This window comes from Fusibacter sp., assembly GCF_057447755.1.
Genome location: NZ_JBVBZF010000075.1, coordinates 1 through 13,521, shown reverse-complemented (window position 1 = coordinate 13,521; position 13,521 = coordinate 1). Strand labels below are relative to the sequence as shown.

General features: G+C 38.3%; 14 protein-coding genes, 1 tRNA gene and 1 other annotated feature. Of the genes, 7 read left to right on the top strand and 8 right to left on the bottom strand.

Features of this window, described 5'->3' with window-relative positions:
• On the bottom strand, positions 1–326 hold a 326-nt coding region (locus tag AC220I_RS10690; protein ID WP_486723817.1), incomplete at its 3' end, for a nucleotide pyrophosphohydrolase.
• Positions 327–438: 112 nt separating this feature from the next.
• Between AC220I_RS10690 and AC220I_RS10685 the strand changes: the two genes are divergently transcribed.
• Positions 439–1,107, top strand: a complete 669-nt coding sequence (locus AC220I_RS10685; RefSeq protein ID WP_486723816.1) for a YkgJ family cysteine cluster protein — start codon at positions 439–441, stop codon at positions 1,105–1,107.
• A 75-nt stretch (positions 1,108–1,182) separates the two neighbouring features.
• On the opposite strand, the gene AC220I_RS10680 is transcribed toward AC220I_RS10685, so the two are convergent.
• The 7 genes from AC220I_RS10680 to AC220I_RS10650 form a co-directional block, all read right to left on the bottom strand.
• Positions 1,183–1,671, bottom strand: coding sequence for a GNAT family N-acetyltransferase (locus tag AC220I_RS10680; protein WP_486723815.1), 489 nt, complete (start codon positions 1,669–1,671; stop codon positions 1,183–1,185).
• A gap of 46 nt (positions 1,672–1,717) precedes the next feature.
• Positions 1,718–3,337 carry a biosynthetic-type acetolactate synthase large subunit gene (ilvB, locus tag AC220I_RS10675; protein WP_486723814.1) on the bottom strand — a complete coding sequence of 540 codons (1,620 nt, stop codon included), beginning with the start codon at positions 3,335–3,337 and terminating at the stop codon, positions 1,718–1,720.
• A 189-nt stretch (positions 3,338–3,526) separates the two neighbouring features.
• Positions 3,527–4,009 (bottom strand): acetolactate synthase small subunit, encoded by a 483-nt coding sequence (gene ilvN, locus AC220I_RS10670; RefSeq protein WP_486723813.1) that lies wholly within the window; start codon positions 4,007–4,009, stop codon positions 3,527–3,529.
• Positions 4,010–4,076: 67 nt separating this feature from the next.
• Positions 4,077–4,322, bottom strand: a binding site (T-box leader).
• 138 nt (positions 4,323–4,460) lie between these two features.
• On the bottom strand, positions 4,461–5,903 hold the full coding sequence (locus AC220I_RS10665) for a GH1 family beta-glucosidase (RefSeq protein ID WP_486723812.1): 1,443 nt from the start codon (positions 5,901–5,903) through the stop codon (positions 4,461–4,463).
• Positions 5,904–5,949: 46 nt separating this feature from the next.
• Entirely contained in the window at positions 5,950–6,876 is a 927-nt protein-coding gene (locus AC220I_RS10660; protein ID WP_486723811.1) for a PucR family transcriptional regulator, read from the bottom strand.
• 214 nt (positions 6,877–7,090) lie between these two features.
• Entirely contained in the window at positions 7,091–8,179 is a 1,089-nt protein-coding gene (locus AC220I_RS10655) for an ABC transporter ATP-binding protein (RefSeq protein WP_486723810.1), read from the bottom strand.
• A 111-nt stretch (positions 8,180–8,290) separates the two neighbouring features.
• Entirely contained in the window at positions 8,291–9,277 is a 987-nt protein-coding gene (locus tag AC220I_RS10650; protein ID WP_486723809.1) for a 1,4-dihydroxy-2-naphthoate polyprenyltransferase, read from the bottom strand.
• 178 nt (positions 9,278–9,455) lie between these two features.
• Between AC220I_RS10650 and AC220I_RS10645 the strand changes: the two genes are divergently transcribed.
• The 6 genes from AC220I_RS10645 to AC220I_RS10620 form a co-directional block, all read left to right on the top strand.
• A complete protein-coding gene (locus AC220I_RS10645; RefSeq protein ID WP_486723808.1) occupies positions 9,456–10,295 on the top strand; it encodes a YitT family protein in 840 nt (279 codons plus the stop codon).
• Positions 10,296–10,374: 79 nt separating this feature from the next.
• Positions 10,375–11,364 (top strand): hypothetical protein, encoded by a 990-nt coding sequence (locus AC220I_RS10640; protein ID WP_486723807.1) that lies wholly within the window; start codon positions 10,375–10,377, stop codon positions 11,362–11,364.
• Between the two features lie 48 nt (positions 11,365–11,412).
• Positions 11,413–11,488, top strand: a tRNA-Thr gene (locus tag AC220I_RS10635).
• 126 nt (positions 11,489–11,614) lie between these two features.
• Positions 11,615–12,499, top strand: coding sequence for a DNA/RNA non-specific endonuclease (locus tag AC220I_RS10630; RefSeq protein ID WP_486723806.1), 885 nt, complete (start codon positions 11,615–11,617; stop codon positions 12,497–12,499).
• A 68-nt stretch (positions 12,500–12,567) separates the two neighbouring features.
• Positions 12,568–12,870, top strand: coding sequence for a hypothetical protein (locus AC220I_RS10625; protein WP_486723805.1), 303 nt, complete (start codon positions 12,568–12,570; stop codon positions 12,868–12,870).
• Positions 12,871–13,222: 352 nt separating this feature from the next.
• Positions 13,223–13,521 (top strand): hypothetical protein (locus tag AC220I_RS10620; RefSeq protein ID WP_486723804.1); only part of this gene is annotated, 299 nt, incomplete at its 3' end.

Here is a 13,521-nt window from a genome sequence, read left to right as displayed (position 1 = left end):
TAGTCCACCCGAGTATATCTCCCGGAGTTTCCCTTAACCTGTGCCACTGGAAAACGCGCCTTATTGCGTTCTAACTTCTCTAAGATAACCGTCTCAATATCTGCGTCAATAGAATCTGCAAGTAAAAACCCATAGATCAAAACATCAGCAAGTTCATCTTTCAGCTCATCTTCATCAACTAGATCACCCCATTGAAAATGCTCTAACAATTCTCCCGCTTCAATGGCAATCGATTTAGCTAGATTCTCCGTAGTATGAAATTGCTTCCAGTCCCTCTGATCTCTAAATTCAAGTATTTTTGACAATATTTCATCTATTTGCTTCATGGCAAGCTCCCTCGACTCTTTTTATCTTTATTTTATCATAGGATTGACATTTCACCATTATCTGATTAAACTTAAATCGACTTGTAAACAAATAATTCTGGTAGGTAAATTTATGAAATCCAATATTATTTTAGAGAATATCTCTGATGGACATTTTTATGATATAAACGATATGGTCAGGGCAGATACAAATGGTTGCGAAGATTGTAGTGCATGCTGTCAAGATGTTGGTGATCTCGTCACCCTGACACCCTTTGATCTATACGAAATTAAACATGCTCTCAGTTTGAGTTTTGAAGCCCTCTTAGGCGATAAAATTGAGATTATTATTGAGCAAAAGATAGGTCAACCCCACCTTAAAATGTCTCCAAGTACCCTCAAATGTCAATTTTTAGGCCCAGATGAACGATGTCAAATTCATGCGCATAGGCCCAGTATTTGCAGACTTTTTCCACTTGCACGTGTTTATGAATCAGATGACTTTAAATATATTCTTCAGACAAACGCCTGTGTCAAGCCTAAGCTCTCTAAAATCAAAGTTAAAAAGTGGATTGGCATAGAAAACTACAAAGAAAACAAAGCCTTTTTACTCTCTTGGCATCAGGTTATTAAGGCATTTACTTTTAGAATGAAATTCGTAAGAGATGAGTCAGAAATAATGGCCTTGAATGAGGTCTTTATACACAGCTTTTATGATTTGAATCCCGATGAAGGTGAATCGTTTTATGATGCTTATTATAAGCGTTTGCCAATCGCCAAGAAAGAGCTTGGCATTCTATAAACCATCCTATATCCCATAAAAAAGGTGCGACTGTTAAAAATCTGCTCTTGCTGATTTAACGTCGCACTTTATTCGTTATAGATTCAATTCATACGTTCTCTCTAAAAGAACTCGTCCCCACATGGTTTGTGCTTTTTCTTTAATCAGTTTAAAACCTTCTTTCTCATAGATCGAAGTAGCCTTCTCCTGATCAGAAGTTGTTAGCAGCCAAACCTTGCCATAGCCTTTCATCTTACAATATGCCATTGATTTTTTAAAAAGGGTTTGACCAAGCCCCAGCCCCCTCAACTTGGGTTCAACAAGAAACCATCTCAGCTGTGCCTCATTGTCGCTATGCCCTAAAATCGCAATACTGCCTACAATAACGCCATCTTGTTCTGCTATAAAAAACCGGTCATGATCAGCTGAATATCTCTTTGTAAAATCATAAAATGTTTTACAGACATAGCCTTCAAATTCAAGGTCATACTGACACTCATTCTTATAAATTTTAGCATGCAAATAGGTTAAATAACCAAGATCTCCAGGATTGAGGGATTCACGGATGGTTATTTCTTGTTTCATGGCCTACCTCCTTAAAAATCTAACAAAACTTTTTACAAGCCCTCCTCTAAAGCGAATCCACCTCAGGACTTACTCGACAATCAATGATAAAGGATGTTTCACTGGCGAAGGCTTCCTCAAGAGCGGATTCAATTTGAGAATTGCTTTCAATCATCCTGCCCTTGATACCATAGCCTTCACCAATCTTTACAAAATCAGGTGATATGGAAAAATGTATCCCAAAATGACTCTTGTTGCCATAGGCATTGTCTTGAAGCTCGCGGACCATGCCCAAAAGATTGTTGTTTAAAATGATGATGATTACCTTGTGTTTTATTTCTGCAAGTGTCCCAAGCTCACCCAAAAGCATTTGAATTCCAGCGTCACCCATTACTGAAACCACCATTTTATCCGGTGAAGCGAGTTTGGCACCAATTGCTGCCGACAAACTATAGCCCATGGTCCCAAGTCCACCAGAACTCAAAAATTTTCTATCGTATGCATACTTGATATGCTTGGCTGTCCAGATTTGATTTTGTCCAACATCCGCTGTAATAACAGCATCCTTAGTCAATCGCTTGGTAATTTCATTTAGAAATCGTTTAGGATTGACCCCCCTGTCTATCTCTTCATCCCCATTTATAGCTTGATGGTCGCTTGTCATTGACTCTATCCAATACGCACCTTCATATGGTGTGAGTTTTTCGTTAATATGGTCAAGAATCGTTCTGGCATCTCCAACAATTGGAATTTGATAATTGACTATTTTCCCAATCTCAGATGGATCAATATCAATATGGACCAAGTTGGCTTCTGGCCTAATAAGACTAAAATTTTTAGTGGCACGATCTGACATTCTCGCCCCAATGATGATGATTAAATCTGCGCTTTTAACCACTTGATCACATATTTCATCTCCATGATAACCAATAACCCCCAAATAATATGGGGATTCCATAGGAAATGAACTTATGCCCATCATTGTATTAATGACAGGTATTTTTCTAAGTTCAGCGAGTCTTATTAAAGCCTGCTTTGCACCCGATAGCAAAACACCGCCACCCGCAATAATCACAGGATTCTGTGCAGATTTTATGCGTTTTATGATGCGTTTCAATTGTCCAGTATGTCCGATTACGGTTGGATTATAGCCTGAGATTTCAACATGCTTAATATGCTTGAAGTCAATTGACGTCAACTGGATATCTTTTGGCACATCAATAAGGACCGGTCCCATTCTACCTGTAGTGGCAATTTTAATCGCCTTAGCCATGACCGTGGGGATATCCTCAGCACAAGTCACGAGAAAGTTATGCTTGGTAAAAGGTTCCGTTGCGCCCACTATATCTGCTTCTTGAAATACGTCTTTCCCAATATAGTCCCTTCTCACTTGACCAGTTATAGCAATTAGGGGAATTGAATCCATATATGCCGTTGCAATTCCTGTAATCATATTGGTCGCACCAGGACCAGAAGTGGATATGCAAACCCCCACCCTTTGCGACTCTCTTGCATATCCGCTTGCCGCATGGACCGCCGATTGTTCATTTCTTACTAAAATATGTTTTATACTAGAGCCTCTCAAGGCTTCATATATGGGTAAAATCGCACCACCCGGATATCCAAATACCGTATCTACACCTTCATGTTCAAGACATTTTATCATTGCTTCTGCTACATTTATCATCTCAATCACTCCTAATCCAACCTCTTGTACTTATCTAATCCAACCTCGTTTAGGGCTATCACGCTCTTCAGCAATCCAAATCCACCATCTTTAAATAAAGATCTCTCCATTTCATAACTTAGTAACTTGGTAACTAAATATCTTCGTATCTTATTGTCTTAATGTCTTATTGTCTTCGTACTTGAAATCTTAGTTGTTGAATCGAGCAAGTGCGGTCACACCCGTTCTCGCCATTTCACTGACACCATATGCCATCATCAAATCCACAAAGGCATTTATCTTATGCTGATCGCCTGTAAGTTCAACCGTTAAGCTTTCCTTCGCGATATCTATTACCTTGCCTCTAAATATTTCAACGACCTCAAGAATAGAGGGTCTGTTTTGTTCATTTGCAATAACTTTAACCAAAGCCAACTCTCTATATACAGATGCTTCAGGTTCCAGCTCACTAATCTTAATAACATCAATAAGCTTTTGAAGTTGTTTCTTGATCTGTTCTACGATTTGACCGTCACCAGTGACGACAATGGTCATTCTCGAGATCTTAGGGTCTTCAGTTTCACCCACTGAAAGGCTCTTGATATTATAACCCCTTCTACTAAATAAGCCCGCCACACGACTTAGTATTCCTGGTTCATTTTCTACGATAACCGATAAAACATACTGATTCATCTTCTTCCCCCCGTTCATTTCTTTATGCCTATAGATACAAAAAACCCCGTTCTCATAAGCCTTTGCTTATAAGGACGGGGATATCTCCTCGCGGTACCACCTTATTTGTCTCAAATTAGAAACCTCTTTACACCTGAATAATAATCTCATGGATTATGAATTCAATCGCCTATAACGGGACGTGCCGACAAATCCTACTGGTTTCAGATTTGTTGCTCAGGAGTGAGTTATAATTATAAATCGTACTGGTTTGCATCAACCACCAGCTTTCTGAGACGGTTTCATAATCTTTTTTCTCCATCAGTGCATTTGAGTTTTCGAAATTTGGTTATTGTATTGGATTATAGCAATGATAAAATCTGCTGTCAAGGCGTTTGTTAATTATTTTTAATATTTTGTTGACCTAATTTTGAAGTGTTTTCAATTTGTCCGTCATACATGAACAAACATTTTAAGTTTCAGGGCTTGTCTTGTGCTTTCGGATATATTCCATATAGAAGTAAGCACTGTCCTTGGGATGACGCTTTAGGGTCTTATAATCCACATAGAATAAACCAAATCGCTTAGAGTAACCTTCCTGCCACTCAAAATTATCGAGAAGTGACCAAAGGAAGTATCCTCTAATATCACCACCTTCTGCATTGATCATGTTCACCATTTCAAGATGTCTTTCTAAATATGCCACACGATGATCATCGTGTATCCTATAGTCTTTTTCAAGTTCATCAGGATATGCAGCACCATTTTCTGTAATGTAAATCGGTATTTTGGTGTAGTCTTCTCGAATTCTTTCAATCATGGCTTTAAGCGCATAAGGAACAACTTCCCACCCCATATCTGTCACAGGTACCCTAGGTTTACCAGCCTCGTAGCCAATCCCACCTTGCTTGGTCTTTATCAGACCTCTGGTATAATAATTGATGCCCAAGAAATCACAGGGTTCTGATATGGTTTCCAGGTCTCTTGGATGGAGCTTCAATTTACCCCTGGTCAATCGATTGACCAAGGTCGTGACTTCCTTAGGGTATGTCCCCTTAAAAAGGGCTTCGAGAAACATTCGATGTGAAACAGCATCTGCAAAGTGTGTTGATTTATAGTCTGCCTGAGATGCGCTGTCAGGATAGAGTGGCGTCACACTTAAAACAATACCAATCTGTCCCTTTAACTGCTTGCTTCTAAAAAGTCTTACTGCCTTACCATGAGACAGCAAGATATGATGTACCGCTAAGAATCCATCTTTGACACTTTCATAGCCAGGTGCATGCATGCCTAAAGTATGACCCAAAATGCCACTGCAGAAGGGTTCATTGTGGGTAAACCACATATTGACGCGATTTCCCAACTTATCAAAAATATAATTTGCATATTCTAAAAACCAATTAACACATTTTCGGTTGGTCCAGCCACCTTCTCTCTGGGCCCAAATTGGCAAATCCCAGTGATATAAAGTAACACAGGGTTTTATACCCTTGTCTTCTAACTCTGAAATCAAATTGAGATAGAACTGGAGTCCCCTTGGGTTGGGTTTGTGTTTTTCCGGAAAAATTCTTGACCAGGAAATCGAGAAACGATAGGCATCAACGCCCAACCAGTCCATAAGAGCAACGTCATCCTTATATTGCCTGTAGTGATCACAAGCGACATCACCTGTTTGCCCTTCAAAGACCTTTCCCTTTATCTCACAGAAGGGCTCCCAAATGGAGGGTGTTCTACCGTCGGCGTTCAGATTACCTTCGATCTGAAATGCACTGGTTGCTACACCATAAAGGAAAGGTTCCGTTTGGGGTCTAACCCTCTGATTGGCATCTACTCTTCTCATATACCTTACTTTTTTGGTTTGTTTAAAGCGTTTTAGACTTTGTTTTATTTTTTGAGCATATAGTATTTTTCGCATGTTGACCTCCACATCGCTGACTATTTACTCTATCTTTACCCCTATATCAGATTTTATCCACCAAATAATTTAAATAATAGTTGATGGCATCATTAAATTTTCGGATATCGTATCCGGTGATGGTCTCGAGTTTATTGAGACGATAGATGAGTGTATTTCTATGAATGAACAACTTGTTCGCAGTTTCAGTGATGTTCAAATTGGACTCAAAGAACTGCATTGCCGTTTCCTCAAGCTCTTCATCACCAACACTTTTTAGCTGATATCTCATAACTTCAGCTAATAAGGCGGATGGATTCATTTCATTCTGGGCCTCTGGATGCTTTAATCTTTGAATTAACAATGGCAAAATCAGACTCTCATATGTGATCACCTTTGCATTTTGCTTCAAATGTTTCCCCAGTTGCATCAAGTCAGAAAGCTGAAGATAGGCCTCAGAGACCTCCGAAGCTTGATTGAGCGTATTCCCCACAGTAATTTTGGCACTGGTAAAAGCCTCAGCTTCAATCATATCTAGAAGGTCGTAGGGTGTAAGTTCAGTATCTGTCACAAACACAACAATCTCCTTGGCACTCATAGGCACTTTTATCGCATCGCCAAATACTGAATTTAGCACTTCCATAAGCTCTTCAAGATTATCCTTGTAGTGGATTTGCCATAGTTTCATTGGAAATGTCAAAGTTTTATGATAGTGCTTATAGGCTTCAGAATCAATGAGTAATTGATACGCTGTAGTCTCAGCTTGAGTTTGTGCCAAACCCTTTTGGAACCACGCCAAAACTAAATTTCTCTCAACCTCTGACATTTTTTTATGCACTAAGATCTCAAAACCATCAACTTCTGAGATGAGGGTATGCTCTATTAGATTACCTAATTTCGCTTTGGCTTGTGGTGCCTTATTTTTTTCATCTTTTACGATTTCAATTTTGCAATTTAAAATGGTCTCAATCTCAGAGCACAGGTTCTTAATCATAATTTCCCCCTATTTATATCTCAACGGTCATCATTCTCTTATTTTATTTTAGCATAATATCAGTCTTAATAAACACCAATTGCATATTATAAACTTAGGTCAAGTGGTGTATTTCGGGAAAAAAGGACAGTCCAATTGGGCTGTCCTTTTTGTAAGGTTTTTTATCTTTAAATGTGAGTGAGGGCTAATTTTAATGTCTTTAAAATACTGTCTTTTATAATAAAATTGATTTCTCAGTCTCTTTATCAAATAAATGAATTTTTGCAGAGTCAAATGACACGAAAATTTCTTGGTTGAACTCAAGTTCAACGTTACCATCTTCTTTTGCAATATACTGTTTGCCTCTAAATGTGAAGTAAACATTTAAGTCACTACCAAGTAATTCCGTAACCTCTACCTTTACTTTAAGGCCATTATCAACAACCTTAATATCTTCCGGTCTAACCCCAACAACAACATCTTTGTTTAAGTAACCGCCAGCTTTTACCTTATCTGCACTTTTAGCATCAAGCTCAATGTCAGTACCATCGATTTCAGCATAAACTTTACCATCTTTCTCTACGAGTTTACCATCGATAAAGTTCATCTGAGGAGCACCGATAAAGCCTGCAACGAACATATTGGCAGGATGATTATAGATCGTCTTAGGATCAGCTACTTGTTGAATATTACCTTCATTCATAACACAAATTCTAGTTCCCATTGTCATGGCTTCAGTTTGGTCATGTGTAACATAAACAAACGTCGTTTGAAGGTCCTTATGAAGTTTAATTAACTCAGCTCTCATTTGAACCCTTAATTTTGCATCGAGATTTGACAACGGCTCATCCATTAAGAATACTTCGGGCTTTCTTACAATCGCACGACCAAGCGCAACCCTTTGTCTCTGACCACCAGATAATTGCTTAGGTTTACGGTCTAAAAGTTGCTCAATACCAAGAATTTTTGCCGCTTTTTCAATACGTTGCTTAATTTCTTCTTTTGGTGTCTTTTTAAGTTTAAGGCCAAATGCCATATTGTCATAAACCGACATGTGTGGGTATAAAGCGTAGTTCTGAAATACCATTGCGATATTTCTGTCTTTTGGTGCTACATCGTTAACGAGCTTATCACCAATTATAAGTTCACCTTCACTGATTTCTTCAAGACCCGCAATCATTCTAAGGCTTGTTGTTTTACCACAGCCTGATGGCCCAACCAATATCATAAATTCTTTATCACCAATTTCAAGATCGATGCCTTTTACAGCATGAAAGCCATTTTCATAAATTTTATTAATATTCTTAAGTGTTACATTAGCCATGTGCATCCTCCATTCGACTCAAGGTCATTCTATTTTCTAATCCTAATTATAACGAAACCCCCAATAAAATGATATTGGAGGTCCGTACAAAATTTATTGTAGATTTTATCACTAAAGAATCTGTTGAACTGCATAAAGTAAAAAACCAAGAATGTAAACACTTGAAAACAAAACAAGATTCTTAACCGCTAATATGAACGTCTCTGCCTTGTCTGGGTGTTCAACGAACCGCCATGAATTGCTTCTTACAATAGGGAATGTCGCCAGTGAAACCACTTGAATAGCAGGCAGTGCTTCGATCATAATGCCAAAAATGACACCAGCATAGGCACCATAAACTGCCCAAAGGAAGAGTTTTGTTGCCTGCTCTTCACCAATTAATATCGGTAAAGTCATCCTTTTGTTGACCAAATCCTCTGCCATATCGCAGGTATTGTTTGCAAGCATAATGTTTGAAATCATAAACATCATGGGGAGTCCAACCACTGTAATATTAACGAGTTCTCTCCAATTAAGATAGAAAATGGCTTCATTGAATGAAAGCTTGTAGTTTACGAGTCCAAGCGGAATGATGTGGATATAAACCGAAAGACCAACGATCACAACACCCATAAAAAAACCACTTAGGGCTTCTCCCAAAGGTGTTCTCGAGATTGGTACTGGCCCAAAAGAATATAAAAGACCGCATAAAAAAGAGAATAAGCCAATCCAAAGTACAATCCAATCCGTTTGCACCGCTAGTATTAGGCCTAGAAATGCACCGATACTCACCAAGATAAGGATAACCCATTTGGCATGTTGGACTTTATGAACTGCTCTGGAAATGGGATTGTGTTCTTCATAGTGATAGCCCTCTTTTAGAATCGCCTTTTTATAATCCATATAGTGATTGGCTGAAGTGGTGGCCATATCAATCATAAGTAAGGAGAAGAACATTAACAGTGCGTTCGTGAGATTGAACATATGATATCGCGTAATCGCATAAAGTGTCCCAATGAGAAAAGGAAAAATGCTTGCTACCTTGGTCCTTATTTCCACAAGGTCAAGAAATGCTTTAAGCTGATCAAGTTTTATTTTTTCAAGTTGTAATTTTTCCATATAAAACCCTCCTTATAATCTCTATTCTATTTATACCCTTCATTTCATTTGCAACCAATTAATTTTATTTATTAATTGGTATATCTGTTGCTTTTACAATTAAGGGTCACTATAATGGGTATAGTCTCTAAATAAATCTTAGATCGACTAATAATTTTATCATAAAATGGAGGTAGCTATGCGTCTTATCAGAGACTATTTCATGACCACAATTGGCGTTATTATTGTTGCAATCGGCATTTGTTTTTTCCTCATTCCAGCCAACCTTGCCACTGGTGGCATCACTGGACTTGCAATGGTGATTAATCACTTGATTCCGATGCTTCCCATTGGCATTATTCTCTTGGTGTTAAATATTATACTTTTTATTGTGGGCTTTATCGCAATCGGTCCCCAATTTGGTGCAAAGACCATCTATGCCAGCTTTTTACTCACTGGGGTCATTTACTTTTTCGATACATTTTTTAAATTAAGTGGTCCACTGGCTGATGATCTACTCGTAAATCTCATTGTGGGCATATTGATCCAAGGTGTAGGTCTTGGCATTGTCTTTAATCAAAACGCTTCCACTGGAGGCACCGATATTATTGCCAAGGTTCTCAATAAATTTCTTCACTTAGATATTGGCAAATCGCTTCTCATGGCAGATTTTATTGTTGTGGTTTTGGCAGGCCTTACTTTTGGCCTAAATCTAGGGATTTATGCGCTTCTCGGTATCGTTCTAAACGGGGTGGTCATAGACAATGTCATTGAGGGCTTTACCGTTAAAGTCAGCGTCTCTATCATTTCAAAAGAATCTGATAAAATTCAAAAATATATAGTTGAAAATATTGAAAGAGGTGCTACAATATATACTGCAAAAGGTGCTTATACCATGTCCAACAAAGAAATTGTGACTTCTGTTATGGACAAAAAAGAGTTTATAAGACTAAAGAGTTTCATTAAAGAAATCGACAAGGACGCATTCGTTATGATCTCGAATGTGCGTGAGGTCCTTGGGGAAGGTTTTTACAGCTAATTAATATGATGAGAGGTGCATTATGCGCAAGGTTTGGTTGTTCTTATTATTATGTCTATTCATTTTTTCAGGTTGCTCAATGAGCCCAGAGGCCACTGATACCCAAAATACAGATCAAAGTCCTGGTGACTCTGTTACGGCTCAATCGGATAACGTCACTAGCAGTGATTCTCAAAATACGCAATCAACACCCGAACGCTCTCCAGAGGATGCTTATGCAGCCTTCTTAAGCGAATCTCCAACATTATCAGACCTCTCTGTCTATATTGACCAAAATATCGAACTCGCATCCGGTCCTCTGGCAAATCAAATGATGCAGGATTGGATTGTACAGTTAGATATGTCTGCATCCGATAGAGACAGCGTCTTTTATGGCAGTGATTCTGAGACCTACTTTACGGTACTATACGATGTCGCTGATAAGCTTTACGAGACCACTGGTGATTCTCTATTCATGGGCATTCAAAAGCAGGACATCCTAGGTCTGGTTAAGGATGCTGATGTTAAAGCCTATTTGAATGCCCTTTTTGGTGAGGGGTACGGTTTAATGTCATCTGAAGGATTGTTTTACACTTATCCTGACTATGTTTACATGCTCGAAAAGTACGGTAAATATACATCAAAATCCCTCAATGCCTATCTTGAAGTTATGGTAAACGAAATCAAATCCCCCCTATTCGCTGAAGAATCTTTAAATGTTTCTGTAGATGAATTGTTTCAGAGAACTTATTACTATGAGTCTTTGTTTGAAAGCACACAAGACTTGCATAATTCATTGAGAATGAACTTATCTGGGTTACTAAATATGTGCTACTATAGATTACTTGTACCCTCATCTTATGATATGCTGGATGACAATCACCGAGTACCTGAAAGTTTAAAAGTATATTATCAAGAGGCTTCTGTTCATGAAGAAACACCAATTACAGCTGCACTCAGCAAGGCGATGCTCACTTATTTTAACGAAAAGGGCGATGTCCTTAATGTGTTTGATGATCCAAGCATTTATGAACATGCAAACCTATATTTTGAGACTGAACTAAACAAGGCACTTCAAATTGGTGAATAAAAAGATATTTACAAATCCATCATTTTCTTTTATAATGTATGAGGATGTGCCGTCTTAGCTCAGTAGGTAGAGCAACGCCATGGTAAGGCGTAGGTCGAGAGTTCAAGTCTCTTAGTCGGCTCCACTCGTATGACTGGCTTCTAGCGATTCGCTAGGAGCTTTTTTATTGCTCAATTTCATCGAGTTAACCCCATTTTAACCCCAAAGTTTTTCATAAAACATCAAAAGCCATAAATGAAAGGAACCACAAATGAAATACACTAAAATCTCCATTAGCCTACTCATATTAATCATAGCCTTCTCAATTTTGCCCTTGGCAAAGGATTCTCTCTTTTTTAGCAACGGCGTAATTGCAATTGTCTCCAGCGAGAACACGGCAAGTAACCCACACGTTGTCGTCAATGACGATTCAATAACGCTCAATGACAAAGTATATCCAATTCTTGAGGTTGAAGGTGGAGACTTGTCTGGCATGCGCCAAGCCAACGTCGCAGTTGACATTGGTTATGGCAATCGTGAATACTGGGGTTTTACAAACGCCTATGGACAGCTGGTCTATGTGTATGCCGCTCAAATAATCCTACAGGACGATCGAAAAGAGCCTGTTTTGCCCTCTGGTAGGTATTATTCTGACGAAGCTCGTGTTCCCGGAACAGAGCGTTCTGACCTCGATCAAGGACATGTCATTGCAGACTCCCTCGGAGGTGTGTCTAACGCTTATAATATTACGCCTCAAGACAGCATACTTAATCGTCACGGTGACCAGGCCTACATGGAAAAAGTCATTCGCGACGCAAATGGTTGTAGAGACTTCTATGCCATCATAACTTATGCATCTTCTGATACTCAGATTCCAACTCATTATCATATTGAATACAAGCTCAACAAGCGACAAATTGTCGAAGAATTTGATAATATAGACCCTGAGATAGCCAATATGAAATTAGAAGAAACTCAATCCATGAATCAATTATTTGACGAATCAGAGACAATTGCTAAAATAGATACCAATCACAATGGCATTATCTCAACAAAGGAAGCCAAGGCAGCAGGTTATAAAATGCCTATTAAGTCAACCTTTTGGCTTTACCGCTATATGGTAGATGGTGATGGTGATGGCTTTGTGGGCGAATAATCAATAATTGGAAGTTCCGCAAAATTCAGATATAATAACCTTATAAGATAAAGTAAAGGAGTATATGCATGATTCGTTTTATTGAAAAAAAACCTTATTCTGCACCCGTTTTCAACGAAGTTGATGTTAAAACAATCGCCGACCTTGAAAATTATTTAGGAAGCCATTTTACCCAGCACAACATTGGTTCTGGCTTATATATTTTAATTAAAACCACAGATGACTACGAAGAACCAAATATCGTAATAGATGAAATGGCAATTTCAGGTACTGTGTATGTTATTAGAGCAGCAAGTACAAAACTATTGAGTGTCAATGATGAAGATATTGCCAATTTTAAAGGGGCTGTGAGATTTATTGAGTTTTTCTAGTCCTGATGTCGTTTGAACCTTGAGATCTTATTAAATTATTGACTTATGATTTATTGAGCATTTTTTTGACAGGAGGTCTTACTTTTGACAAAAACACAAAGAGAATTTAAACGTAAAATGAAAGCACTCGAAAGGGAAGGTTTGGTAGAAAAGCAACCTCGACGTACAAGAAGTATGCGCCGATCAAACGGTTTAGGAGTACTCGGTACCTTGTTTATCGCTTGGAACCTCTGGGTCATATGTACATGGTTCTTTCCAGCACTTGCTTACAGGATCTCATATGCCTTCCAGTCAATTATTCACTTTGTCCTTTCTATTTTTGGATAAACTTTTGAAATGAAAAGAGGTCTAAATGATTAATACACTCTATGTCAAGTTGTCACATCATCCTATTTTTGAGGTCATGGGGCTCCTTTCAGTCAATCCCGCTAAAGTGGTTTTAATGGTTCCTTCAGATGTACATTTAAGCTATGATCCAAACCAGTTTATGACCTATTTAAAAAATAAGTGTAAAGCCACTTTTATGATTCAAACCATTGATTTTTCAGATTTTGGATTAATCCAAAGTCTTCTAACAAGTATTCAACCAGAGGATGCCTTTTTATTGAGTAACATGGATACCATTGAGGATTTACAACTCTTCAAGAACCT